Source organism: Nocardioides cremeus (assembly GCF_030518195.1).
GTDB classification, from domain to species: Bacteria; Actinomycetota; Actinomycetes; order Propionibacteriales; family Nocardioidaceae; genus Nocardioides; species Nocardioides cremeus.
This window is the reverse complement of sequence record NZ_JAULSC010000001.1, coordinates 265,267-288,971: the sequence shown is the minus strand read 5'-3', so window position 1 is coordinate 288,971 and position 23,705 is coordinate 265,267. Positions and strand designations below refer to the sequence as shown.

The following is a 23,705-nucleotide window of genomic DNA, read 5'->3' as shown; positions in this document are numbered from 1 at the left end:
CCGCCATGGCTGAACCACAGGTCGTCCTCGAGAGCGACGTCGAGCCCCGGTCGTGGGCCGACCCCGTGCGCGGCACCGTCACCTTCCAGACCCTGACCGGCGACGCCCAGCCCACCCCGGGCCTCAGCTCGGGCGTGGCCGTGCTCGAGAGCGGTGGGTGGCTGGGCCGGCACCGGCACGCGCCGCCGGAGACCTACTACGTGCTGGAGGGCCACGGCGTCCTGACCGTCGAGCAACAGGAGCACCGGCTCGGGCCCGGCTCGGTCGCCTACATCCCGAGCGACAGCGAGCACTCGGTGCGCAACGACGGGCCGGGGCGGCTGCGGGTGTTCTACGTCTTCGCGGCCGCCCGGTTCGACGAGGTGGAGTACGTCTTCACCGACGAGGAGTGAGAGCTCCGGACTGCGCGGGAACTGGCGCCGGTTCGGCGTGAACTGGCGCCGGGTCGGCGGGAACTGGCGCCGACTCGGCGTGTGCCGGGCGGGGTATGGCGTCACCTCTGCGGCAAAGGCGCGTTGAAGGAGCACACCCGCTCCACTCCGACCCCGCCAGGAGATCGACGATGACCCGCCGACCCCACCCCGTCCCCCACCGCCACCGGGCGCGCCGCCGCGTCGCCGGCCTGGCGACCCTCGCCGCGCTCGCGGTGACCGCGCCGATGGCCGCCACGGTCGGCGCCACCGCCGCCAACCCCGGCGCCCCCAGCGTCTTCGCACCGCAGCTCATCACGGTCGACACGCCGGACCGCTCCGACCGCACCCGGCTGCAGAAGCTCGGCCTCGACCTGACCGAGCACGCCGGCCACGACTACGTCGAGGTCATCGTGCACACCGCCGCCGAGCGCGACGCGCTGCGTGCCGCGGGCTTCACCTACGACGTGCGCATCGAGAACCTCGTCGAGCGCGGCGTCGAGATCGCCGAGCTCAACGAGGCGTACGCCGCCTCGGTCGACGTCTCGCCGCTGCCCTCGGGCCGCGACACCTACCGCACCCTGGCCGACTACGAGGCCGACATGACCGCCCTGGCGGCCGACTTCCCCGGCCACGTGCGGATGTTCGACCTGGCCAACCCGACGCTCGACGGCAACACCGTCAAGGCCGTCGAGATCGGCGCCGACGTCGACAAGGCGGCCTCCGGCAAGCCGACCTTCCTGCTGATGGGGCTGCACCACGCCCGTGAGTGGCCCTCGGGCGAGCTGGCGATGGAGTTCGCCATCGACCTGGCCACCAGCTTCGGCAAGGACAAGCAGATCACCCGGCTGCTGAAGAAGTCCCGCGTGCTGGTCGTCCCGGTGGTCAACCCCGACGGCTTCGACCTCTCGCGCACCGACGGCGAGTACGTCGACCTGCGCGCGCTCAACGACACCGGCGCCGACCCGCTCGGCGGCTCCACGGCCATCCTGGCCACCCCCGGCCAGGCCTACAAGCGCAAGAACTGCCGCGTGGTCGACGGCCAGGACATCCCCGACGGCTCCTGCCGCGCGACGTTGGCCAGCCCGGGCGGATTCGCCTTGGGCGTCGACCTCAACCGCAACTACGGCGGCTTCTGGGGCGGCCCCGGGGCGGCGGGCACGTTCCCGAACCCGGGCGAGGTCGACACCGGCCTCCTCGACCCGACGTACCGTGGCGCGTCGGCGTTCTCCGAGCCGGAGACCCAGAACGTCCAGACCCTGGTGCGCGAGCGCCAGGTGACGATGATGATCTCGAACCACACCTTCTCCAACCTCATCCTGCGCCCCAACGGCGTCGCGCCGACCACCATCGGCCCCGACGGCAACCCGGTCGGCAACGCCCCCGACGAGAAGGGGCTCAAGGCGCTCGGCGCCGAGATGAGCGCGCAGAACGGCTACGCCAACCAGAACAGCTGGCAGCTCTACGACACCACCGGCACCACCGAGGACTGGTCCTACAACGCCACCGGCGGCTACGGCTACACCTTCGAGATCGGCCCCGACGAGTTCCACCCGCCGTTCCCCTCCGTCGTCGACGAGTACCTCGGCGCCGGTGAGCACGAGGGCCTCGGCAACCGGGCGGCGTACCTGCTGGCCCTCGAGCACGCGGTCAACACCGCCAAGCACGGCGTCCTCAAGGGCAAGGCGCCCAAGGGCGCGACGCTGCGGCTGCGCAAGGACTTCGAGTCGCCGACCTGGGAGTCCTCCTTCGAGGACTTCCTCGACTCGACGATCACCGTGGGGAGGAAGGGACGCTTCTCGTGGGTGGTCAACCCGTCCACGCGCCCGCTGCAGCAGTCGCGCCCGATCCAGCAGCTGGACGAGGAGCCCTTCGCCGGCGAGACCATCGAGGGCGGCGCCACCGAGCCCGTCGTGGGCACCGTCGACCACGAGTACGTCGCGGCCAAGGCCTCCGACGTGCTGCGCATCGACCTCGACTGGCCGACTCCCGACGACTTCGACCTCGAGGTCTACCGCAAGGACGCCTCGGGCGAGCTCGTCGAGGTGGGCAGCTCGGGCAACGCGCCGGGCGAGAAGGAGCAGGTCCAGGTGCCCGACGCTCCCGCCGGCACCTACGTGGTCCGGGTCGTCAACTACGCCTCGGTGAGCCCGTCGTACACCGTCGAGATCGGGCAGTACGCGAGCACGGCGTCCTTCACCGAGGGCAAGCGCGAGAAGTACACGCTCAGCTGCGAGGTGGACGGCAAGACCATGGCCAACCGCAAGGTCTTCATCGACCGCGGCCAGGTCAAGCGCTTCAACCTCAAGCGCGCCTGCCGCTGACCCGACAGCACCCGGCAGCACCGCACGACAGCAGCACCCTGAGCCGGCTCCCGCGCACCAGCGGGGGCCGGCTCAGCCGCGCCAGGTGCGCTCGTCGCCCAGGTCGGCGTGGTCGCGCACCCACGAGTGCATCGCGATCGCCGCGGCGGCCGAGGCGTTGATCGAGCGCGTCGAGCCGAACTGGGCGATCGAGAACGTCGCGTCGCAGGCCTCGCGGGCGCCCTGCGAGAGCCCCGGGCCCTCCTGGCCCAGCAGGAAGCAGACCCGCCGCGGCACCGGCCCGGACTCCAGCGGCCGCGAGCCCGGCAGGTTGTCGATGCCGTGCAGCTCGACCGGCCCGCCCGGCAGCGCGTGCAGGTAGTCGCGCAGCGCCGGCACGTCCTCGTGGTGGCGCAGGTGCTGGTAGCGGTCGGTGACCATCGCCCCGCGCCGGTTCCAGCGCCGGTTGCCCACGATGTGCACCTCGGCGGCCAGGAACGCGTTGGCGCTGCGCACCACGGTGCCGATGTTGAAGTCGTGCTGCCAGTTCTCGATCGCCACGTGGAAGTCGTGGCGCCGGGTGTCGAGGTCGGCGCGGATCGCCTCGAGGCTCCAGTAGCGGTAGCGGTCGACGACGTTGCGCCGGTCGCCGCCGGCGAGCAGCTCGGGGTCCCACTGCGGGCCCGTGGGCCACGCGCCCTCCCACGGGCCGACGCCGACCTCGACCGGCCCGTGCGGCATCGGGTCGTACGGCGCTCGGCGGACGTCGTCGGGTGGTGAGGAGGACACGCGCCGCAGGCTAGTCGGCGCCGCCGGATAGTCTGACCTCGTGCTGGGTATCGAGCCGTTCCTCTTCGGCATCGACTGGCTCCAGCTGGAGTGGTGGCTCGGCCACTTCGGCGAGACCCTCTTCTGGATCGGTCTGGTCGTCATCTTCGTGGAGTGCGGGCTGCTGTTCCCGTTCCTGCCCGGCGACACGCTGCTGTTCAGCCTCGGCCTCTTCATCGCCACCGGCCAGATCGACCTGTTCCCCGGCGGGGTCGTCGCCGAGCTGGTGATCTCGATGGTGCTGCTGGTGGCCGCCGCCTTCGGCGGCAACGTGGTCGGCTACGAGATCGGGCGCCGCATCGGGCCGCCGCTCTACGCCCGCGACGGGCGCATCATCAAGCGCAAGCACTTCGACCAGACCCACGAGTTCTTCGACCGGCACGGCTCGACCGCGCTGGTGCTGGGCCGGTTCGTGGCCTTCGTGCGCACCTTCATCACCGTCGTGGCCGGCGCGACCGGCATGCCGCGGCGCACCTTCTGGCTCTGGAGCTTCGTCGGCGCCGTGCTGTGGGTGCTGGCGATCACCCTGCTCGGCTACTTCCTCGGCGGGATCGCCTGGCTCGGCGACAACCTCGACTTCGCCCTGCTGCTGATCCTCGCGGTCTTCGCCGTGCCGCTCGTCCTCGAGTGGCGCCGCGAGTCGCGCGCCACCTGACCCGGCCCCAACTTCCCGCTGACCCGGCCCGAACTTCCCGCTGACCCGGCCCCAACTTCCCCTCGAGCCGGCCCGGGTCGACGTCAGGCGGGGGCGTCGCGGTTCGCGCGCGACTCGATGACCACGAGCACCAGCACGACCGCGGCGCCCAGCAGCGCCAGCAGCACCGGGCCGGCCACCGGCGCGTAGGGCGCCAGCAGCGCCCCCGGACCGTGGGCCTCGCCGTCGGCGGACGCCTCGGGCACCGCCTGCCAGGGCCACAGCGCCCGCAGCGAGCCCAGCATCAGCCCCACCATCACCAGCAGCGTGGTGCGCCGCCGGTGGTCGAGCAGGTAGTTGAGCAGCTGCACGAAGGAGGCCAGGCCCAGCGTCGCGCCCGCTGCGAAAACGGCCAGGTAGACCAGGTCGCGACCGTTGATCGCCTCGAGCGTGGTGGTGTAGAGACCCACCGTCAGCAGGAAGAACGACCCGGAGACGCCGGGCACCACGAGCGCGCAGATCGCGATCGCGGCCGCCCCGAAGACGATGACGAGGGACGGGTCGGCCTCGGCGCCGCCGCCGGCCAGGCCGACGGTCCAGAACGTGGCGGCCGCGACCAGTGCGACCAGCACCGCGTCGACCCAGGCCGGGCGGTGCCCCGCGGGCATCATCCGCAGCGGCACCAGGATCGAGACCGCCACCATGCCGAGGAACAGCCCGCGCGACAGCTCGGGGTGGTCGGTGACGAAGGAGCCCATCAGGCCGGCGATCGTCACCAGCGCCGTGGCCATGCCCGCCAGCACGGGCAGGATCAGGAACCAGTCGGTGCGCTTGAGCTCGGCCCGCGCGGAGGCGAACCGGTCGGGGCCGGTGACCAGGCGGCGTACGGCCGAGACGACGTGGTGGGCGGAGTCGATGAGCTGCTCGTAGACGCCGGTGACCAGCGCGACCGTGCCGCCCGAGACGCCGGGCACCAGCTCGGCGGAGCCGATCAGGAAGCCGCGGGCCAGGTCGAGGGGCAGTGCGTGGCGCGGGCGGTTGGTCGCCAGGGTGCGGGCCTCGGTCACGAGACGGCGTCCAGCTGGGCCTTGGTGAGCACGGGGCGCACCTCGAGGCGGACGTCGGCCAGCGGGTTCTCGCCCTCGGGGCTGCGGTCGATCGCGCAGACGACGACCTCGACGACCGCGCCCGCGGCGCGCAGCGCGTTCGTCGCGTCGCGCACGGCGCCGCCGGTGGTGATGACGTCCTCGATGAGCGTGACCCGGCGGCCCTCGACCCCGGGGCCCTCGGCGAGCTTGCAGGTGCCGTACTCCTTGGCCTTCTTGCGCACGAACAGCGCCGGGCTGCCGGTCAGGCTGGAGACCATGGTGGCGATCGGCACGCCGCCCAGCTCGAGGCCGCCGAGCAGCTCGGTGTCGTCGGGCAGCAGGCCCACCATCTGGCGCGCCACCCGCAGCAGCAGCGCCGGGTCGGACTCGAAGAGGTACTTGTCGAAGTACTCCGAGGCCACCTGGCCCGAGCGCAGCGTGAAGGTGCCGGTCAGGCGGCACAGCGCGTCGACGTCGGCGGCGAGGGCCTCGTCGGGGGCGGGCTGGGGGTGCGGGGGAAGGTCGCTCACGCGGGACATTCAACCCGACCGGCGCACTGGCTACGGTGGGGCCATGGCTGCACCCGGCACGTCGTCCGCCTCCTCCTCCGCCGCGTCGACCCCCGCTCGGCCCCGCGGCGCCTCACCGGCGCACCGTCTCGACGGCATCCCGCCGACGATCTTCACCCAGATGTCGGCGCTGGCGATGCGCACCGGGGCGGTCAACCTCGGCCAGGGCTTCCCCGACGTCGACGGGCCGGCCAGCAGCCGTGCGCGGGTCGCTCGGGCCGTCGAGGAGGGCGCCAACCAGTACGCCCCGGGCCTCGGCGTGCCCGCGCTGCGCCAGGCCGTGGCCGAGCACCAGCGCCGCCACTACGGCATCGACCTCGACCCCGACACCCAGGTCTGCGCCACCACCGGCGCCACCGAGGGCATCGCCGCCGCGCTGCTCGGCCTGGTCGACCCGGGCGACGAGGTCGTGGTGCTCGAGCCCTACTACGACTCCTACGTGGCGATGATCCAGATGGCCGGCGGCGTACGACGCCCGGTCACCCTGCGCGCGCCCGACTACCGCCTCGACGTGGACGAGCTGCGCGCCGCGATCACCCCGCGCACCCGCTTCGTGCTGCTGAACTCCCCGCACAACCCCACCGGCACCGTGCTGTCGCCCGCGGAGCTGCAGGCGGTCGCCGACGTCGCGGTCGAGCACGACCTGGTGGTGATCACCGACGAGGTCTACGAGCACCTGGTCTTCGACGACGCCGTGCACACGCCGATCAGCACGCTGCCGGGGATGGCCGAGCGCACCCTGAGCCTGTCGTCGGTGGGCAAGTCGTGGTCGTTCACCGGCTGGAAGGTCGGCTGGGCCACGGGGCCGTCGTACCTGGTCGAGGCGGTGCTGGGCGCCAAGCAGTGGCTGACCTTCACCTCCGGCTCGCCGCTGCAGCCGGCGGTCGCGCAGGCGCTGACCGAGGAGGCCGACTTCCCCCTCGAGCTGGCCCGCGACCTGCAGTCCCGGCGTGACCTGCTCTGCGAGGGCCTCGGCGCGGCCGGCCTCCCGGCGCGGGTGCCGCAGGGCACCTACTTCGCCAGCGTCGACGTCGAGCACCTGGGCTGGGAGGACTCCACCGCCTTCTGCCTGGCCCTGCCCGAGCGCGCCGGCGTCGTCGCGATCCCGCTGCGCGGCTTCTACCCCGACTCCGACGCCGGGCGGCACCTGGTGCGCTTCGCCTTCTGCAAGACCGTGCCGGTGATCGAGGACGGGCTCGCCCGCCTCGCCGCCGCCGACCTCACCGCCTGACGCCGACCCGGCCCGAACATCCGCCGAGTCGGCCCGAACTTCGCGTCGAGCCGGCCCGAACTTCGCATCGAGCCGGCCCGGATGTCCGGAGAGGAGATCCGGGCCGGGTCAGCGCGAAGTTCAGGCCGGGTCAGCGTGAGATCCGGGCCGGGTCAACGAGAAGTTCAGGCCGGGTCAGCGTGAGATCCGGGCCGGGTCAGCGGGAAGTTCAGGCCGGGTCAGCGGGAAGCTCGGGCCGGGTCAGGTGCGCCAGGAGCGGACGTCGGGGCGCAGCAGGAGCAGGAAGGTGGCGGCGACCGGCAGCAGCACGACCAGCATCGCCAGGTTGCCCACGCTGAGCACCGCGAGGACGCCGGCCAGGGCGCCGGTGGAGATGGTCAGGGCGACCCGCGCCCAGACCGAGCCGCGGAAGGCCAGCACCGCGACGACGACCGCGAAGACGCTCCACAGCACGCTCACGACGGTGGTGGCGAAGACGATCTGCGAGATCGTCGTCCAGCCGATGTCGTCGATCTGCTCTGCCAGCTCGGGCTGCTGGGCGGTCGCCTCGACGAAGTCGGCCTCGGAGATGACCGCGAAGGCCAGGGAGGCCAGCAGCAGGAAGCCGGAGACCAGGCCGCTGCCGATCCAGGTCAGCGCGCAGGCCCACGACAGCGCGCCCGGGCGACGGGTGGGGGCGGGCCGCTCGGCGGCGCCGGCGTACGGGGAAGCCTGCTCGCGCTCCGCCGGCGCCTGGCCGAAGCCGGCGTACGGCGCCGGGCCGGGCTGAGCGGGCTGGCCGGGCTGGCCGTACGGCTGCTGGGGGTAGGTCGGGGGCTGTTGCGGCGCGCTGCCGTGGCCCACCGGGTGGTGCTCCCGCTCCGGCGTCGGAGGAGCGGCGGGCGGAGGCGTCGGCTTGCGGGGCGCCTCCTCGGTCTTGCGCAGGGTGCCGTCGGCGTTGAAGCGCTCGGGCAGCGGCTCGCCGGCGAACCAGGAGCGGGCCGGCTGCAGCCACAGCATCACCACGGCGGCCGCGACCAGCGCGCCCATGAAACCGCCGATGAAGGCGGCGGAGAGGAAGAGCGGCACCGCCAGCACCGAGAGCCACAGCCGGGCCGAGCGCGAGCGCTGCAGCACCTGCGTGCCCAGGATCGCGGTGGCGGTCGCGGCGGCCGCGGCGACCATCGCGACGACCCGCAGGATCTCCAGGACGGTGTCGACCGCGAGGCCCAGCCCGTCGGCGGGCGGCTCGGAGAGCAGGGTCTCGATGCGTTCGCGGGTCTCGAGCGAGCTGCCCGCCGAGACCTGGCCGAAGGCGGAGAAGACGACGAAGACCGAGCCGAGGATGATCAGCCAGGCAGCGACGGTCACCTGCCGCGGTCGGGCGGGAGCGGCATCTGACATGACACCCATTCCACCAGACGACAGGTGAGAGGCCCGCGGGGCCTGCGGCGGGCTCCTAGGCTGGCGCCATGTCCTCGACGCTGCGCACCGCCTCGCGACTCCTGCTCGGCTCGGCGATGGTGGGCGCCGGGGTGCTGCACCTGACCGCCCAGCGCGCCGAGTTCCAGGCCCAGGTTCCCGACTGGTTCCCCCTCGACGACGACCTGGTCGTGGTCGGCTCGGGCGTCGTGGAGATCGCCCTGGGCGCGGCGTTCGTGGCGCTGCCGCGCCGGCGCCGGCTCGTCGGGGCGCTGCTCGCGGCGTTCTTCGTGGTGATCTTCCCCGGCAACGTGGCGCAGTACGTCGAGGGCACCGACGCGTTCGGCCTCACCACCGACCGCGCCCGCCTCGTGCGGCTGTTCTTCCAGCCGCTGCTGGTGGCGTGGGCGCTCTTCGGCGGCGGCTGGTTCGACCGGCGTCGCGGGGACGACCGGGCCTGAGCCCGGCCGCCCCCGCCGACGGTCGCGCGCAGGGACGTCAGGCGCGCAGCACCAGTCCGTCGTCACCGACGTCGACCTGCACCGCTCCCCCGTCGACGACCTCGCCGCCGATGAGCATCCGCGCGAGCCGGTCGCCGATCGCGGTCTGGATCAGCCGGCGCAGCGGCCGTGCGCCGTACGCCGGGTCGTAGCCGGTCTCGGCCAGCCAGCGGCGCGCGGCGTCGGTGACCTCGATCGAGATGCGTCGCACCGCCAGCCGCTTCTCCAGCAGCGCCAGCTGCAGGTCGACGATGTGGGTCAGCGCCTCCTGGCTCAGCGACTCGAAGGTGACGATCTCGTCGAGCCGGTTGAGGAACTCGGGCTTGAACGAGGCCCGCACCAGCGCCAGCACCTGCTCGCGGCTGGCTTCCGGCGAGAGAGCGGGGTCGACGAGGTACTGCGAGCCCAGGTTGGAGGTCAGGATCAGCAGCGTGTTGCGGAAGTCGACGGTGCGGCCCTGGCCGTCGGTCAGCCGGCCGTCGTCGAGCACCTGCAGCAGGATGTCGAAGACCTCCGGGTGCGCCTTCTCGACCTCGTCGAGCAGCACCACCGAGTAGGGCCGGCGGCGCACCGCCTCGGTCAGCTGGCCGCCCTCGTCGTAGCCGACGTAGCCCGGAGGCGCGCCGACCAGCCGCGAGACCGAGTGCTTCTCGGAGTACTCGCTCATGTCGATGCGCACGATCGCGCGCTCGTCGTCGAAGAGGAAGTCGGCCAGCGACTTGGCCAGCTCGGTCTTGCCGGTGCCGGTGGGGCCGAGGAAGAGGAAGGAGCCGGTGGGCCGGTTGGGGTCGGCGATGCCGGCGCGCGAGCGGCGTACGGCGTCGCTGACCGCGGTGACCGCCTGGCGCTGGCCGATCAGCCGCTCCCCGATCACCTGCTCCATCTCGAGCAGCTTGGCGCTCTCGCCCTGCAGCATCCGCCCCGTGGGGATGCCGGTCCAGGCCTCGACGACCTCGGCGATCTGCTCGGGGCCGACCTCCTCGCCGACCAGCGGCTCGGTGCCCTCGACCTGGCCGCTCTCGGCGGCCGCGGCGGCCTCGATCTGCTGCTCGAGCTCGCGAATGCGCTGACTCGCCTGGTAGCGCTTCTCCAGCAAGCCGTACTTCTCTTCGCCCTCCGGCAGTGCCGTGCTGTCCCTCTCCAGCCGCTCGGCCTCGATGCGCAGCCCGTCGAGCTGGCGGCGCAGCTCGCCCTCACCCTCGAGCGAGGCCTTCTCGGACTCCCAGCGGGCCTCGAGCCCGCGCAGCTCCTCCTCGGCGTCGGCCAGGTCGGCGCGCAGCGACTCGAGCCGCTCGATGGAGGCCTCGTCGCTCTCCTTGGCGAGCGCGAACTCCTCCATCTTGAGCCGGTCGACGTGGCGGCGCAGCTGGTCGATCTCCTCGGGCGAGGACTCGATCTCCATCCGCAGCCGCGAGGAGGCCTCGTCGATGAGGTCGATGGCCTTGTCGGGCAGCTGGCGCCCGCTGATGTAGCGGTCGGAGAGGGTGGCGGCAGCCACCAGCGCGGCGTCGGTGATCCGCACCCCGTGGTGCGCCTCGTACTTCTCCTGGATGCCGCGCAGGATCTGGATGGTGTCCTCGACGCTGGGCTCGCCGACGAAGACCTGCTGGAAGCGGCGCTCCAGCGCCGGGTCCTTCTCGATCCGCTCGCGGTACTCGTCGAGGGTGGTGGCGCCGATCATGTGCAGCTCGCCGCGCGCCAGCATCGGCTTGAGCATGTTGCCGGCGTCCATCGAGGAGTCGCCGCCGGCGCCCGCGCCGACGACGGTGTGCAGCTCGTCGATGAAGGTGATGACCTGCCCACCGGCCTCCTTGACCTCCTCGAGCACGGCCTTGAGCCGCTCCTCGAACTCGCCGCGGTACTTCGCGCCGGCGACCATCGCGGCCAGGTCGAGGCTGAGCACCCGGCGGCCCTTGAGCGAGTCGGGCACGTCGCCGTCGACGACGCGCTGGGCCAGGCCCTCGACGACGGCGGTCTTGCCGACGCCGGGCTCGCCGATGAGCACGGGGTTGTTCTTGGTGCGCCGGCTCAGCACCTGCACGACGCGGCGGATCTCGGCGTCGCGGCCGATGACCGGGTCGAGGCGGCCCTCCTCGGCGGCGGCGGTGAGGTCGACGGAGTACTTCTCGAGCGACTCGTACGTCGACTCCGCGTCCTGGCTGGTGACCCGGCGGTTGCCGCGCACGGCGGTGAGCCCCTCGCGCAGGCCGGCCTCGGTGAGCCCGGCGTCGGCGAGGACCTTCTGGGCACTCGACTCGGTGCCGGCCATCGCGATCAGCAGGTGCTCGGTGGCGACGTAGTCGTCCTTCATCGAGGCGGCCAGGTCGAGCGCGCCGGCCAGCACCCGGGTCAGGGCGGCGGAGGCGGCGGGCTGCTGGACCGTGGCGCCGCTGGCGCGCGGCAGCGCCTCGAGCGCCGACCCGGCGCCCGCCACGAGCTGCTGCACGTCGACGCCGGCCTTGGTGACCAGGCTGCGGGTGGTGCCGTCGTCCTGGCCGAGCAGGGCGACGAGGAGGTGCACGGGCTCGGTGTGGCTGTGGCCCGAGGTGGTGGCGAGGCGCTGGGCGGTCTCGATGGCCTCGCGGCTGCGGGTGGTGAACTTCTCGGCGCCGAACTGGCTCACTGCGGTTCTCCTCCAGGTACGGGTCCCGGCGGGCGGGACGGATCTCGCCGACACGACGATTGTCGCTGTCACCCTGCTCAACGCGCCAGGAGTTGAGTCTGTTCCGCTCAACTTTGGCGATCGTCAAAGTTTCTGCGATTTCGTTCTCAGCACCGCGCGGGCGCCCTAGCGTGTGGCCCGGAGCAGGGCCCACCTGGGGAGGACGGGCCCGGAGGGGAAGCCGGTGACGGCCTGGATCGGCGCCATGAGCGCCATGAGTGCCACGAGCGCAGCCGCCCACACCGTGCACTACGCGCTGGTGGTGGGCGGGATCGTCGCGCTCGCCGCAGTGCTGGGAGCGCGGCTGGTCCCCACGGGCCACCGCCCGCCCGACCCGCACGACCTGCGGGTCGCCGCGCTGCGCCGCGCCGCCACCACGGGCACGCTGGGGGTGCGCCCGGTGCCGGTGGCCGCTGCCCCGTCCCGCACCACGAGCTCCGGCCCCGCGGCGGCTCTCTGGCCGCTCGCCCTGGTCGCCAGCGCCGCGGTCGCCGGGGTGCACGCCGCGATGGCGCCCGCGCACCTGCGCGAGCAGACCGTCGTCGGGCTCTTCTTCGCCGCGGCCGCCGCGGCCCAGCTCGCCTGGACCGCGCTGGCTCTCGGCACCCGCCCGGGGCGCGGCCTGCTGGTGGCCGGCGTCGTGGGCAACACCACCTGCATCGCGCTGTGGGCGCTGAGCCGCACCGTCGGGCTGCCCCTGGGGTTGCTGCCCGCCCCCGAGGCCGTCGGCGCGTGGGACCTCGCCGCGCTGGTGTGGGAGCTCGTCGTCGTCGGCGCCTGCCTGGCGCTGCTGCGCGACGCGCACGCCGGGCGGCGTACGACGCCGGTGCGCTGGCACCCCGCCGCCACGGTGTTCCTCGGGGTGTCGGTGACCGCGCTGGCCCTGCTGTCGCTGAGCGGGGCGGGGGGATGAGCGTGGAGCCGTGGATCGTCGGGCTGGTCTGCAACGCCCTGATCGCGATCGCCTACCTGCTCATCAGCGCCGCCCTCCTGGTGCCGCTCGCACGCTCCAACCAGCTGCGCACCAACCCCCTGGGCGCCGCGACCGCCGCGATCTTCCTGACCTGCGCGGTCCACCACGGCGCCCACTCGCTGCACATGCTGCTGCCGGCCTTCGGCGTCGCCGACACCCAGGGCCTCGCGATGCGCACCGCGTGGGGCTGGCCGTTGGCGCTGTGGGACGTCGTCGGCGCCGCCGTCGGCATCTACTACTGGACCCAGCGGCGCCAGTACTCCTCGCTGATGGAGGGCGCCCAGCTCTTCCAGGACCTGCGCCAGCGCGAGCAGCAGGCCCTCGAGCTCAACGACACGGTGCTGCAGGGCCTCGTGGTGGCCAAGATGGCCCTCGACCTCGACGACACCGCCCGCGCCCAGGCCGCGCTGACCGCCTCCATCGACTCGGCGAGCCGGATCATCACCGACCTGCTCGGCAGCGCCAGCGCCCACCAGTCCCTCGCGCTGGTGCGCAGCGCCGCCGCCGACGTCGTCCGCGAGCCGGGCCCCGACGCACCCGGCGCACCCGGCGCACCCGACGGCCCACCGGAGAGGCCCGCCCCGTGAGCGCCGCCGCCCCCGCCCGACCGCTGCGGGTCGTGGTCATCGACGACACGGCCGACCTGCGCGACCTGCTGCGCCTGGCCCTGGGCCGCGGCGGGTACGACGTCGTGGGCGAGGCCGGCGACGGGCGGGCCGGCATCGCGGTGGTGCGCGAGCAGCGCCCCGACCTGGTGCTGCTCGACCTGTCGATGCCGGTGATGGACGGCCTCGAGGCGCTGCCCTCGATCCGGCGCAGCGTGCCGAGCGCCAAGGTCGTGGTGCTCTCCGGCTTCGGCGCCACCCAGATGTCGGAACGGGCCCTGGCCGCCGGCGCCGACGGCTACGTGCAGAAGGGCGCCTCGCTCGACTCGCTCCTCGCGTACGTCGCCGAGGTCACCGCCAGTGGCCGCGGGACGGACGGCCACGGCGCGCCCGAGCCCGAGCGGCCCGAGGCGCCGGACACCCCGAGGACCTGCACGGCCTCCATGGCCTCCAGGGCACCGGGGGCCGACGCGCCCCCGCCGGGTCCGGCCTCGCAGATCTCGTGGTGGCAGGCGCTGAGCATGGCCCCGATGGGCATCCTCGAGCTCGCCGACGAGCCGCTGTTCCGCATCGTCTTCACCAACGCCACCGCCCAGCGCCTGCTCGGCGCGAGCGCCGGCCCGGGCACGCCGCTGGGGTTCACCTCGGGTCCGCTCGCCACCCTGGTGGCCTACCACCGCCTCGACGCCGACGCCTCCTTCGACGTCGAGCTCGACGGCGGCACGGTGCGCGCGACGATGCGGCGTACCGGCTGGTCGGTGCTGGTCTTCCTCGACTCCGCGACCGAGGACGTGGGACTGCTGCGCCGCGCCATCGCCACCACCGCCCACGAGATCCGGGGGCCGGTGGCGGTCATCTGCGGGATCGCCGAGGCCAGCGAGTGGGGCGAGGACGACCTCGAGCCCGACCTGCGCACCAGGCTGATGGGCTCGGTGGCCCGGCAGGCGCGGATGCTCGACTCGATCACCGCCGACCTGCTCACCGCCGCCCAGGTCCAGCGCGGCACCCTGCGCCTCGACCTACGCCCGGTGCGCCCGCAACAGGTGGTCGAGTCGCTGGTCCACGACCGCCACCGCGGCGTCCCCGACCTGGTCGTCGAGGTGCGCGTCGACGACGACCGTGAGGTGCGCGCCGACGCGCTGCGCCTGGAGCAGATGGTCGGCAACCTGCTCGGCAACGCGCTCAAGTACGGCCGCGCCCCGTTCCTGGTGCACGTGCGCGGCGAGGGTGATCGGGTCTGCATCGACGTGGTCGACCACGGCCCCGGCGTGCCCGAGGACTTCCGCGCCGACCTGTTCCGCGAGTTCACCCGCGCCAGCGGCGCGGTGGCCACCGGCACCGGGCTGGGGCTCCACGTGGTGCGCACCCTCGCCGAGGCCCAGCACGCGAGCGTCGCCTACGCGCCGGGCCGCTACGGCGGCTCGGTCTTCACCATCTCCCTGGCCGCGGCCCAGGAGCCGCTCACCGCGTCGCCCGTGGAGGGAGTGGGCGGCGCGGTCGAGCAGTAGCCGGCCGCGCCGGCGGAGCGGCCCCCGGCCCGGTGCCGGGCCGGGGGCCCGGCTCAGTCGGAGCGGTGCTGCGACGGCTCGCCGCTCTCCGCCTCAGGTGGCGCCTCGTGGGCCGGGAAGGAGCGCTCGGCGGTGACCTCGTCGACCAGGCAGGTGCGGCAGAAGTCCTCGCCGAACGGCGTGAGGTGGATGCTGCGGCGCACCACCTTGGCGAACTTCACGCTGTGGCAGGCCTCGACGACGTCGGGCTGCGCCTCGAGCACCTGGTAGTCCATCGGGTCGCGCAGCGGCTCGCGGGAGAACCACACCAGCCCGAGCCGGAACAGGTTGTTGAGGTAGGCGGGCACCTGGTCGACGTACCGGCACCCCGCCCGGGCGCCGATCATGGTCAGGCCGGGCGCGATGAGCTGGCTGCTGACCATGCCGATCGGGCCGCCGGTGCGCACGTCGACGCTGGGCTGCGGGCCGTGCTCGAGCAGGAGCAGCAGCACCCTGGCCTCGTCGGGCGCGAGCTCGCCGAGCATCCGCTCGTACGCCGGGTGCCCGTCGCGCTCGCTCCACACGTCGCGCGAGCGCTCCAGCAGCTGGGCGCCGCGCTCGCGCAGGGAGGGCCGGCGCGGGTCGTGCCGTGGCGCGTCCTCGGCGTCGCGGCGGCCACGCTCGGGCCGCTCGGGGACCTCGGTGAACGACCCGAGCGTCTCGCCGGCGCGCACCAGGGCGGAGGAGACGGGGATGCCGGCGGAGACCGAGCGGGCCAGGTCGCTGACCACCTGCACCGCCTCGGTGGCCTCGTGGGCCAGGGTGGCCGCCTCGTGGGGGTCGGTGACCGCGCGGGCCAGGCGGGCGGTGCTGCGCAGCGAGGTGCGCACGCCCCACCCGGTGGTGTGCCACGCGGCGGAGGCCGCGACCCGGGCCAGGCCCGGCAACGCCTCGACGGCGGGCGCGAGCCGGTCGTGGGCGTGCCCGTTCGCGGCGGGCCCCGGGGGCTCGGGCGGCTCGGGGGCCTCGGGGGGCTCGGCGGGCTCGGCGGGCAGCGGCGCGCCCGGGGGCGCCACCTCGTCGTGCAGATCGGTCATGCCCCACCCTCCTGACGGTCCTGGCGGCTCTGACGGCTCGTGCGGCTCATGCGACACCGAAGATCCACAGGTGCAGGAACCCGCCGCCCAGACCCATGATGGCGCCGTGGGCGTAGAGCATCCACTCGTCCTCCCGGATGGCCGAGCGCATCATCTCCACGAAGTCGCGCGGCGGCAGCTCCTTGGTGCGCCGCGCGATGAGCACCTGGATCTTGTCGGCCTGCTGCCGGCTGAACTCGGGGTCGCGGAACGGCGTGAGGGTGCGGCCCACCGCCTCCTGGGCGACCTGGTCGCGGATCGTGTCGAAGCGCCGCGTGCCGACCGCGACCCGCACCGCGCCGCGCGCGGGACCCACCGCCCGCTCGATCGCCGGGCGCAGCGAGTGCGCCAGCATCTGGCGGGTGCGGTCACCGCTGGGGCCGTCGAGCAGGAAGTCGCCGATCCGCTCGAGGGTGATGACGTCCTCGGCGATGATCCGGGCGTACACCTCGGCGGCCTCGGACTGGCGGCGCAGGAACAGCCCGTGCACCTTGACGCCCAGGATGCGGCGCGGCTCGGGCGGCTCGAAGATCAGCCACATGCCCAGGGCGTTGGTGATCCAGCCGACCACCACACCCATCACCGGCAGCAGCCACCACTGGCCGAAGATGCTGTCGACGACCGCGACCGGCACCCCGAGCGCGAAGCCGAAGACGAACCCGAACGCGACCATCAGGTTGAGCTCGCGCTGGCCGAAGTCGCGGAAGATCCGCACCACCAGCGACGGGTTGTCGCGGAAGTGGTCGATCACCATGATCTTGGGGTCGAGCAGCTGGTCGATGTGCACCCCGATCTCGGTGGTGATGCCGCTGACCACGCCCGGCAGCTGCGACTGCACCCGCTCGACGATCGCCTGGCGGATCGGGCGCGGCAGGTCGCGCCAGAGCCGTGGGTGCTCGCGCCGCATCACCTCCTCGACCAGGCCGGGCACCTCGGGGCGGAAGGACTCGACGATGTGCTCGGCGATCCGCTCGGGCTCGAGCTGCTGGTAGAACTCCGCCGGCGTGCCGAGCTTGGAGATCGCCTTGTCGACCGCGATCGAGCCCATCTTGGCCGCGCGCGCCGGCACGATGCCCTGCCAGCCGATGCCGCCCTGCAGGACCCCCGGCACCTCCTGGACCTTGCGCGGCAGCACCCCGGCGAGCTCGCGCATGCCGGGGATGCGCACGCCCTTGAAGTGCAGCGGGCTGAAGAGCATGAAGAGGCCCGACCAGTTGATCAGCCAGCCGACGACGCCGGTGAAGACGGGGATGGTCAGGAAGTGGACCCAGTGGATCCCCGCGACCCACTCGTTGATCCAGTCCACCGACGGCCTCGTCCTTCGTCCGACCCTCCCCAGAGCCTGACCCGGTGCCGGGCACCCGGGCTGACCTGGCGAGACTAGCGCCGCACCCCTCGCCGCGACAGGGCCCGGAAGGGGCCCGATAGCGTGGGTGGGGTGACCCACGACACGTCGTCAGCACCACGCGACCCGCTGGCCGCCCTCCCCGAGCACCGGCAGCGCACCTTCGCCGCCCGGGTCGAGCGGTGGCGTCCCGACCTGGTCGCCGCGCTCACCGAGGTCACGCCCGGTCCCGCCGAGGCCGAGGCCCTCGCCGAGCGGCTGCTGGCCGTGGCGGCGCGCCGCTTCGCCGAGCGCGACGACGACCTGCACGACCTCGACGAGCGCCGGACCCTGGCCCCCGACTGGTTCCAGCGGCCCGGGATGCTCGGCTACGCGGCGTACGCCGACCGCTACGCCGGCACGCTCGCCGGCGTCGGCGAGCGCCTCGACCACCTGCGCGACCTCGGCGTCACCTACCTGCACCTGATGCCGCTGCTGCGCCCACGCCCGGCGCCCAACGACGGCGGCTACGCGGTGATGGACTACCGCAGCGTGCGCGAGGACCTCGGCACCATGGACGACCTGCGGGCGCTGGCGGCCCGGCTGCGCGAGTCGGGGATGAGCCTGTGCCTCGACCTGGTGCTCAACCACGTCGCCCGCGAGCACGAGTGGGCCGCGCGCGCCCGCGCCGGGGAGGCGGCGTACCTCGACTACTTCCACGTCTACCCCGACCGCACCGAGCCCGACCGCTGGGAGCAGACGTTGCCCGAGGTCTTCCCCGACTTCGCGCCCGGCAGCTTCAGCTGGGACGACGAGCTCGACGGCTGGGTGTGGACCACCTTCAACTCCTGGCAGTGGGACCTCGACTGGTCGAACCCGGCGGTGCTCGAGGAGTTCGCCGACATCATCTGCGACCTGGCCAACGCCGGGTGCGAGGTGTTCCGGCTCGACGCGATCGCCTTCACCTGGAAGCGGCTGGGCACCGACTGCCAGAACCAGCCCGAGGTGCACGCGCTGACCCAGGCGCTGCGGATGGTGGCCCGGATCGCCTGCCCGGCGGTGGCCTTCAAGGCCGAGGCGATCGTGGGTCCGCGCGACCTGGTCGCCTACCTCGGCGAGGGCCGCCACCACGGCAAGGTCAGCGACCTGGCCTACCACAACGCGCTGATGGTGCACCTGTGGTCGATGCTGGCCACCGGGGAGACGTGGATGAGCTCGCACGCCCTCGCCTCGCTGCCGACGCCGCCCTCGAGCACGGCCTGGATCACCTACGCGCGCTGCCACGACGACATCGGCTGGGCGGTCTCCGACGAGGACGCCGCCGCGGCCGGGCTCGAGGGCTTCGCCCACCGCCGCTTCCTCTCCGACTTCTACGACGGCTCGTTCCCCGGCTCCTGGTCGCGCGGGCTGGTCTTCCAGGCCAACCCGGCCACCGGCGACAAGCGCATCTCGGGCTCGCTGGCCTCGCTGGCCGGGCTCGAGGCGGGCGACCCGCACGCCCTCGACCGGGTGGTGCTGGCGCACGCGGTGGTGCTCGGCTTCGGCGGGGTGCCGGTGATCTGGATGGGCGACGAGGTGGGGCTGCTCAACGACCCCGACTGGGACGCCGAGCCCGAGCACGCTGACGACAACCGCTGGGTGCACCGGCCCCGGATGCCCTGGGCCGCCGACGGCACCGTGCCCGACCCGCACGGCCTGCTGCCCCGCCTGCGTCACCTGGTCGGCGTACGCCGCTCGCTGCCGCACCTGCACGCCGCCACGCCCGCCGAGGTGCTCGACCCGCCCGACACGGGTGTCTTCCACGTGCTGCGCCGCCACCCGGAGGGCTCGTTCCTCGCGCTGCACAACATGACCGCCGTCGAGCGCCGGGTGCCGTGGTGGCTCCTGGAGCAGGCCGGGCTCGGCCGCGATGGCGCCCCGGTGCACGACCACCTCGCCGGCGGACCGGTGCGCGCCGCCGACGGCCACGTCCTGCTGGCGCCCTACGCGGTCTCCTGGCTCACCGCCCCCGCCCGCTGACCCGGCCCCAATATCGCGCTGACCCGGCCTGAACTTCGCCTCGAGCCGGCCCGAACCTCCCGCCGCACGCACCTGCTCCGACGAGCGGAGATCCGGGCCGGGTCAGTGAGAAGTTCGGGCCGGGTCGGCGGGAAGTTCGGGACGGGTCAGCGGGAGATTCAGGCCGGGTCGGCGGGAAGTTGGGGACGGGTCAGCGGGGGCGGCGCCACACCACGACGGAGCCGGAGGCGTCGGGGGCGCGCAGGACGGGCAGCTTGTTGGGGGGCAGGTCGCCACGGCGTACGGCGACGGCCTGGCGCAGCGCGGCGCGGGTCGCCTCGAGCTCGGCCACGAGCTCCTCGTTGCGCGCCGAGAGGGCGTTGACCCGGTTCTCCAGGTCGAGGATGCGCCGGACGCCCTCGATGCCGATCCCGGCGCCGGAGAGCTCGGCGATCTCGCGCAGCCGCTCGATGTCGCGCCCGGAGTAGCGCCGCCCGCCGCCACCGGTGCGCCCGGGCGTGATCAGGCCCAGGCGCTCCCAGGTGCGCAGCGTCTGCGGGTGCAGCCCGGTGAGCTCGGCGGCCACCGAGATGACGAAGACGGCGGCGTCGGGGTGGGCGTCACCGAAGGGGTTGGCCGACCGCCGGGCCATCAGGCACCGGCCTGCTCGAACAGGTTGGCGCGCAGCGGCTTCGACGTTGTCGCCTCGCGGTAGGCCTCGACCGCGGCCCGGGTCTGGGCGTCGAGGACGGCCGGCACCTGCACCTCGACGGTGGCCAGCAGGTCGCCGCGCGACCCGTCGGCCTTCTTGGCGCCCTTGCCGCGCACCCGGAAGGTGCGCCCGTTGGGGGTGCCGGCCGGCACCCGCAGCGTCACCGGGGCGCCGCCGAGCGTGGGGATCCGGATCTCTGCGCCGAGCGCGAGCTCGTCGAAGGAGACCGGCACGTCGATGGTCAGGTTGTCGTCCTTGCGGCCGAAGACGCGGTGCGGGGAGACCTTGACGGTCACGAAGAGGTCGCCGGCGGGCCCGCCGTTCTCGCCGGGCGAGCCCTTGCCGCGCACCCGGATCCGCTGGCCGTCCTTGACGCCGGCAGGGATGCGGGTCTGGATGGTGCGTGCGGAGGTGCCGCGACCGGTGCCGCGACAGGTCGGGCACGGCTCGTCGTAGACCAGCTGGCGACCGCCGCAGGCCGGGCAGGTCTCGTTGACCGAGAACGAGCCGCCCATCGAGGCGACCACGAAGCCGGCGCCCTCGCAGGTGGTGCAGATGTGCGGCCGGGTGCCGGGCTTGCCGCCCGAGCCGCCGCAGGTCGTGCAGGCCGACTCCGAGGAGAGCCGCAGCGAGACCGTCACGCCGTCCATGGCGTCGGTGAAGCTGATGGTGGCGGTGGTCTCGACGTCGCCGCCCTTGGTCGGGCGCGGACGCGTCGTACGCCGCCGTCCGCCACCGGCGCCGCCGAAGAGGTCGCCGAACATGTCGCCGAAGCCGCCGGCACCGGCCCCACCGCTGTCGCGCAGCAGGTCCTCGAGGTTGATCCCGCCGCCCTGGCCGCCGAAGCCGCCGCCAAACCCGCCGCCGGCGCCGCCCGCGGGGTATCCGCCGGAGGCGTAGAGGCGGCGCATCTCGTCGTACTTGGCGCGCTTGGCGGGGTCGCCGACGACGTCGTAGGCCTCGGCGACCTTCTTGAAGGTGTCGTGCTTGGCGGTGTCGCCGGGGTTGGAGTCGGGGTGGTTGGCCCGCGCGAGGCGCCGGTAGGCCTTCTTGATCTCGTCGGCCGGGGCGTCCTTCTTCACGCCCAGGACCGCGTAGAAGTCCTTGCCCGCCCAGTCGGCGCGCATGCCGTCGGTGTCGCTCACGTGGCCTCCCCTCGCTGCTGGTCTGGTGCTGGTCCCGTGCCGGTGCGGGCCGGCCCTGGTGGGGGCCGGCCCGCAGCCGTGGTGCTACTGGTCCTGCTGGTCCTGCTGGTCCTGCTGTCCCTGCTCCTCGGGCGCGGCCTGCGCACCGTCGTCAGCCGGGTCGACCACCAGCACCTGCGCGGCGCGGACCACCCGGTCACCGATGCGGTATCCCGCCTTGGCGACGATCTTGCAGGTGGTCACGCTCACCTCGGGATCCTCCCCGACGTGGGAGAGGGCCTCGTGGAGGCTGGGGTCGAACGGGTCGCCGGGCGCGCCGTACCGGATCAGCCCGGCCGCACCCACGGTGCGCTCGAGCTGCTCGGCGACGGCCTTGAAGCCACCCTCGAGGGGCTCGTGCTCACGCGCCCGGTCGATGGTGTCGAGGACCTCGGTGATCGGGGCGAGCGCGGCGTACGTCGCGTTCTCCTTGACCAGCTCGCGGTCCCGCTCGACGCGGCGCTTGTAGTTGACGAACTCGGCCTGCAGGCGCTGGAGGTCGAGCGTGCGCTCCTCCAGGGCGATGCGGGCCAGGGTCAGCTCGTCGTCGGCGCCCTCACCCCCGGCGTCAGTGTCGACAGAGGTGTCGGCGGCGGGGTCGGCGGTGGCGGGGTCACCACCGGCCGCACCCGCCTCGACGTCGGTCTCGGCGACCATCTCGGCCGCCTCGTCGGGGAAGGACCCCTCGGGCGGAGGGATGTTCTGCTCGTCGCGGGGCTCGGTCACTTGCTCTCACCCTCGGCAGCACCGTCGGTGCCGTCGGTGCCCTCGGTGCCGGGCTCCTCGTCCACGACCTCGGCGTCGACGATGTCGTCGTCGGCCTCACCGGTCGCGCCGGTGGTGCCACCCGCGGCGGCCTGGTCGGCCTCGGCGGCGGCGTACATCGCGGCGCCCATCTTCTGGCTGGACTCGTTGAGCTTGGTCAGCCCGGCGTTGAGCTCGTCGGCGTCGGCGTCGTCCTTCTCCAGGGTGGCCTTCAGCGCGTCGACGTCGGCCTGGACCTCGGTCTTGACGTCGTCGGGCAGCTTCTCGGCGTTCTCGGAGAGGAACTTCTCGGTCGTGTAGACGAGCTGGTCGGCCTGGTTGCGGACCTCGATCGCCTCGCGACGCTTGGCGTCCTCCTCGGCGTACTGCTCGGCGTCCTTGACCATCCGGTCGATCTCCTCCTTCGACAGCGCGGAGCCGCCGGAGATGGTCATCGACTGCTCCTTGCCGGAGCCCTGGTCCTTGGCCGAGACGTGCACGATGCCGTTGGCGTCGATGTCGAAGGTGACCTCGATCTTGGGCACGCCCCGCGGAGCCGGCGGCAGGCCGGTGAGCTCGAAGTTGCCCAGCGGCTGGTTCTGCGCCCACATCTGGCGCTCGCCCTGGGCGACCTTGATCTCCACCGACGGCTGGTTGTCGTCGGCGGTGGTGAAGATCTCCGAGCGCTTGGTCGGGATCGTGGTGTTGCGCTCGATGAGGTTGGTCATCACGCCGCCCTTGGTCTCGATGCCCAGGGAGAGCGGGGTGACGTCGAGCAGCAGCACGTCCTTGACCTCGCCCTTGAGGACGCCGGCCTGCAGGGCCGCACCGATGGCAACGACCTCGTCGGGGTTGACGCCCTTGTTGGGCTCCTTGCCGCCGAGCAGGTCCTTGACGACCTCGGTGACCGCGGGCATCCGGGTCGAGCCGCCGACGAGCACGACGTGGTCGATCTTGTCGATCGCGACGCCGCCGTCCTTGAGCACGGCCTGGAAGGGGGCCTTGGTGCGGTCGAGCAGATCGGAGGTGAGCTTCTGGAACTCCGAGCGGGTCAGGCGCTCCTCGAAGTGCAGCGGGCCCGACTCGCCGTGGGTGATGTAGGGCAGGTGGATCGTGGTCTCGGAGCTCGAGGACAGCTCGATCTTCGCCTTCTCGGCGGCCTCCTGGAGGCGCTGCTTGGCGATCTTGTCGGCGGCGAGGTCGACGCCGTTGTTGTCCTTGAACTTCTTGACCATCCACTCCACGACGCGGGAGTCCCAGTCGTCACCACCGAGGTGGTTGTCGCCGGAGGTCGCCTTGACCTCGACGACACCCTCGCCGATCTCGAGGAGGGACACGTCGAACGTGCCGCCACCGAGGTCGAAGACGAGGATCGTCTGGTCGTCGCCCTTGTCGAGGCCGTAGGCCAGCGCGGCCGCGGTGGGCTCGTTGACGATGCGCGAGACGTTGAGGCCCGCGATTTCGCCGGCCTCCTTGGTGGCCTGGCGCTGGGCGTCGGAGAAGTACGCCGGCACGGTGATGACCGCGTCGGTGACCGTCTCGCCGAGGTAGGCCTCGGCGTCGCGCTTGAGCTTCTGCAGGACGAACGCGCTGATCTGCTGCGGCGTGAAGTCCTTGTCGTCGATCTTGGTCTTCCAGTCGGTGCCCATGTGGCGCTTGACCGACCGGATGGTGCGGTCGACGTTGGTGACCGCCTGACGCTTGGCGACCTCGCCGACGAGCACCTCGCCGTTCTTGGCGAACGCGACGACCGAGGGGGTCGTGCGAGCGCCCTCGGCGTTGGCGATGACGGTGGGCTCGCCACCCTCGAGGACCGACACGACGCTGTTCGTGGTGCCGAGGTCGATTCCGACCGCTCGGGCCATGGTGTTACCTCCATCTAGGGGGACGTGCTGGGGAAGTCCGGTGCGACCATC

20 protein-coding genes are annotated in these 23,705 nt (G+C 73.1%); 9 read left to right on the top strand and 11 right to left on the bottom strand.

Going from position 1 to position 23,705, the window contains the following annotated elements; genetic code table 11:
- Positions 1-5 precede the first annotated feature (5 nt).
- Both QWJ41_RS01360 and QWJ41_RS01355 read left to right on the top strand, forming a co-directional pair.
- Positions 6-392 carry a cupin domain-containing protein gene (locus tag QWJ41_RS01360; RefSeq protein WP_302705340.1) on the top strand — a complete coding sequence of 129 codons (387 nt, stop codon included), beginning with the start codon at positions 6-8 and terminating at the stop codon, positions 390-392.
- Positions 393-562: 170 nt separating this feature from the next.
- Positions 563-2,734, top strand: coding sequence for a M14 family zinc carboxypeptidase (locus QWJ41_RS01355; RefSeq protein WP_302705338.1), 2,172 nt, complete (start codon positions 563-565; stop codon positions 2,732-2,734).
- Between the two features lie 72 nt (positions 2,735-2,806).
- On the opposite strand, the gene QWJ41_RS01350 is transcribed toward QWJ41_RS01355, so the two are convergent.
- The gene (locus tag QWJ41_RS01350) at positions 2,807-3,454 is read right to left on the bottom strand and encodes a TrmH family RNA methyltransferase (RefSeq protein ID WP_302705667.1); all 648 of its coding nucleotides are present in this window, start codon (positions 3,452-3,454) and stop codon (positions 2,807-2,809) included.
- 88 nt (positions 3,455-3,542) lie between these two features.
- Between QWJ41_RS01350 and QWJ41_RS01345 the strand changes: the two genes are divergently transcribed.
- Positions 3,543-4,196, top strand: coding sequence for a DedA family protein (locus tag QWJ41_RS01345; protein WP_302705337.1), 654 nt, complete (start codon positions 3,543-3,545; stop codon positions 4,194-4,196).
- Positions 4,197-4,279: 83 nt separating this feature from the next.
- Here QWJ41_RS01345 and QWJ41_RS01340 read toward each other — a convergent pair whose 3' ends face one another.
- Positions 4,280-5,242: a DUF368 domain-containing protein gene (locus QWJ41_RS01340; RefSeq protein ID WP_302705336.1), complete on the bottom strand. Its 963-nt coding sequence runs from the start codon at positions 5,240-5,242 to the stop codon at positions 4,280-4,282.
- Positions 5,239-5,793, bottom strand: a complete 555-nt coding sequence (pyrE, locus tag QWJ41_RS01335) for an orotate phosphoribosyltransferase (protein WP_302705335.1) — start codon at positions 5,791-5,793, stop codon at positions 5,239-5,241. The genes QWJ41_RS01340 and pyrE overlap by 4 nt, the downstream gene beginning before the upstream one ends.
- A gap of 43 nt (positions 5,794-5,836) precedes the next feature.
- Here pyrE and QWJ41_RS01330 point away from each other — a divergent pair, with 43 nt between their 5' ends.
- On the top strand, positions 5,837-7,063 hold the full coding sequence (locus QWJ41_RS01330; RefSeq protein WP_302705334.1) for a pyridoxal phosphate-dependent aminotransferase: 1,227 nt from the start codon (positions 5,837-5,839) through the stop codon (positions 7,061-7,063).
- A 240-nt stretch (positions 7,064-7,303) separates the two neighbouring features.
- Here the strand turns inward: QWJ41_RS01330 and QWJ41_RS01325 are convergent, their stop codons facing one another.
- Positions 7,304-8,413 (bottom strand): hypothetical protein, encoded by a 1,110-nt coding sequence (locus QWJ41_RS01325; RefSeq protein WP_302705333.1) that lies wholly within the window; start codon positions 8,411-8,413, stop codon positions 7,304-7,306.
- A 101-nt stretch (positions 8,414-8,514) separates the two neighbouring features.
- Here QWJ41_RS01325 and QWJ41_RS01320 point away from each other — a divergent pair, with 101 nt between their 5' ends.
- Positions 8,515-8,925 carry a DoxX family protein gene (locus tag QWJ41_RS01320; RefSeq protein WP_302705332.1) on the top strand — a complete coding sequence of 137 codons (411 nt, stop codon included), beginning with the start codon at positions 8,515-8,517 and terminating at the stop codon, positions 8,923-8,925.
- A gap of 37 nt (positions 8,926-8,962) precedes the next feature.
- Here the strand turns inward: QWJ41_RS01320 and clpB are convergent, their stop codons facing one another.
- On the bottom strand, positions 8,963-11,587 hold the full coding sequence (gene clpB / locus QWJ41_RS01315) for an ATP-dependent chaperone ClpB (RefSeq protein WP_302705331.1): 2,625 nt from the start codon (positions 11,585-11,587) through the stop codon (positions 8,963-8,965).
- A gap of 244 nt (positions 11,588-11,831) precedes the next feature.
- Between clpB and QWJ41_RS01310 the strand changes: the two genes are divergently transcribed.
- The 3 genes from QWJ41_RS01310 to QWJ41_RS01300 are packed head-to-tail and all read left to right on the top strand — an operon-like array spanning position 11,832 to position 14,712.
- Positions 11,832-12,539 carry a hypothetical protein gene (locus tag QWJ41_RS01310; RefSeq protein ID WP_302705330.1) on the top strand — a complete coding sequence of 236 codons (708 nt, stop codon included), beginning with the start codon at positions 11,832-11,834 and terminating at the stop codon, positions 12,537-12,539.
- A complete protein-coding gene (locus tag QWJ41_RS01305) occupies positions 12,536-13,186 on the top strand; it encodes a hypothetical protein (RefSeq protein WP_302705329.1) in 651 nt (216 codons plus the stop codon). Before QWJ41_RS01310 ends, QWJ41_RS01305 begins: the two co-directional genes overlap by 4 nt.
- Positions 13,183-14,712, top strand: a complete 1,530-nt coding sequence (locus QWJ41_RS01300; protein ID WP_302705328.1) for a response regulator — start codon at positions 13,183-13,185, stop codon at positions 14,710-14,712. Before QWJ41_RS01305 ends, QWJ41_RS01300 begins: the two co-directional genes overlap by 4 nt.
- Before the next feature lie 53 nt (positions 14,713-14,765).
- Here the strand turns inward: QWJ41_RS01300 and QWJ41_RS01295 are convergent, their stop codons facing one another.
- Both QWJ41_RS01295 and QWJ41_RS01290 read right to left on the bottom strand, forming a co-directional pair.
- Positions 14,766-15,788 (bottom strand): Abi-alpha family protein, encoded by a 1,023-nt coding sequence (locus QWJ41_RS01295; protein WP_302705327.1) that lies wholly within the window; start codon positions 15,786-15,788, stop codon positions 14,766-14,768.
- A 46-nt stretch (positions 15,789-15,834) separates the two neighbouring features.
- Positions 15,835-17,133, bottom strand: a complete 1,299-nt coding sequence (locus tag QWJ41_RS01290; RefSeq protein ID WP_302705326.1) for a DUF445 domain-containing protein — start codon at positions 17,131-17,133, stop codon at positions 15,835-15,837.
- A 399-nt stretch (positions 17,134-17,532) separates the two neighbouring features.
- Here QWJ41_RS01290 and QWJ41_RS01285 point away from each other — a divergent pair, with 399 nt between their 5' ends.
- Positions 17,533-19,170 (top strand): alpha-amylase family glycosyl hydrolase, encoded by a 1,638-nt coding sequence (locus QWJ41_RS01285; RefSeq protein ID WP_439117297.1) that lies wholly within the window; start codon positions 17,533-17,535, stop codon positions 19,168-19,170.
- A gap of 190 nt (positions 19,171-19,360) precedes the next feature.
- Here QWJ41_RS01285 and QWJ41_RS01280 read toward each other — a convergent pair whose 3' ends face one another.
- The 4 genes from QWJ41_RS01280 to dnaK form a co-directional block, all read right to left on the bottom strand.
- Complete coding sequence (locus QWJ41_RS01280) at positions 19,361-19,801, bottom strand: heat shock protein transcriptional repressor HspR (RefSeq protein ID WP_302705324.1); 441 nt, start codon at positions 19,799-19,801, stop codon at positions 19,361-19,363.
- On the bottom strand, positions 19,801-20,988 hold the full coding sequence (gene dnaJ / locus QWJ41_RS01275) for a molecular chaperone DnaJ (protein ID WP_439117296.1): 1,188 nt from the start codon (positions 20,986-20,988) through the stop codon (positions 19,801-19,803). The genes QWJ41_RS01280 and dnaJ overlap by 1 nt, the downstream gene beginning before the upstream one ends.
- 102 nt (positions 20,989-21,090) lie before the next feature.
- Positions 21,091-21,771, bottom strand: coding sequence for a nucleotide exchange factor GrpE (gene grpE / locus QWJ41_RS01270; RefSeq protein ID WP_302705322.1), 681 nt, complete (start codon positions 21,769-21,771; stop codon positions 21,091-21,093).
- The gene (gene dnaK, locus QWJ41_RS01265; protein WP_302705321.1) at positions 21,768-23,654 is read right to left on the bottom strand and encodes a molecular chaperone DnaK; all 1,887 of its coding nucleotides are present in this window, start codon (positions 23,652-23,654) and stop codon (positions 21,768-21,770) included. Before dnaK ends, grpE begins: the two co-directional genes overlap by 4 nt.
- Between the last annotated feature and the right edge of the window lie 51 nt (positions 23,655-23,705).

Coding starts and splice junctions, on each gene's coding strand:
- QWJ41_RS01360 (WP_302705340.1), top strand. CDS start 6: ATGGCTGAACCACAGGTCGTCCTCGAGAGCGACGTCGAGCCCCGGTCG.
- QWJ41_RS01355 (WP_302705338.1), top strand. CDS start 563: ATGACCCGCCGACCCCACCCCGTCCCCCACCGCCACCGGGCGCGCCGC.
- QWJ41_RS01350 (WP_302705667.1), bottom strand. CDS start 3,454: ATGCCGCACGGGCCGGTCGAGGTCGGCGTCGGCCCGTGGGAGGGCGCG.
- QWJ41_RS01330 (WP_302705334.1), top strand. CDS start 5,837: ATGGCTGCACCCGGCACGTCGTCCGCCTCCTCCTCCGCCGCGTCGACC.
- QWJ41_RS01320 (WP_302705332.1), top strand. CDS start 8,515: ATGTCCTCGACGCTGCGCACCGCCTCGCGACTCCTGCTCGGCTCGGCG.
- QWJ41_RS01310 (WP_302705330.1), top strand. CDS start 11,832: ATGAGCGCCATGAGTGCCACGAGCGCAGCCGCCCACACCGTGCACTAC.
- QWJ41_RS01305 (WP_302705329.1), top strand. CDS start 12,536: ATGAGCGTGGAGCCGTGGATCGTCGGGCTGGTCTGCAACGCCCTGATC.
- QWJ41_RS01295 (WP_302705327.1), bottom strand. CDS start 15,788: ATGACCGATCTGCACGACGAGGTGGCGCCCCCGGGCGCGCCGCTGCCC.
- QWJ41_RS01285 (WP_439117297.1), top strand. CDS start 17,533: ATGCTCGGCTACGCGGCGTACGCCGACCGCTACGCCGGCACGCTCGCC.
- QWJ41_RS01280 (WP_302705324.1), bottom strand. CDS start 19,801: ATGGCCCGGCGGTCGGCCAACCCCTTCGGTGACGCCCACCCCGACGCC.
- dnaJ (WP_439117296.1), bottom strand. CDS start 20,988: ATGCGCGCCGACTGGGCGGGCAAGGACTTCTACGCGGTCCTGGGCGTG.
- dnaK (WP_302705321.1), bottom strand. CDS start 23,654: ATGGCCCGAGCGGTCGGAATCGACCTCGGCACCACGAACAGCGTCGTG.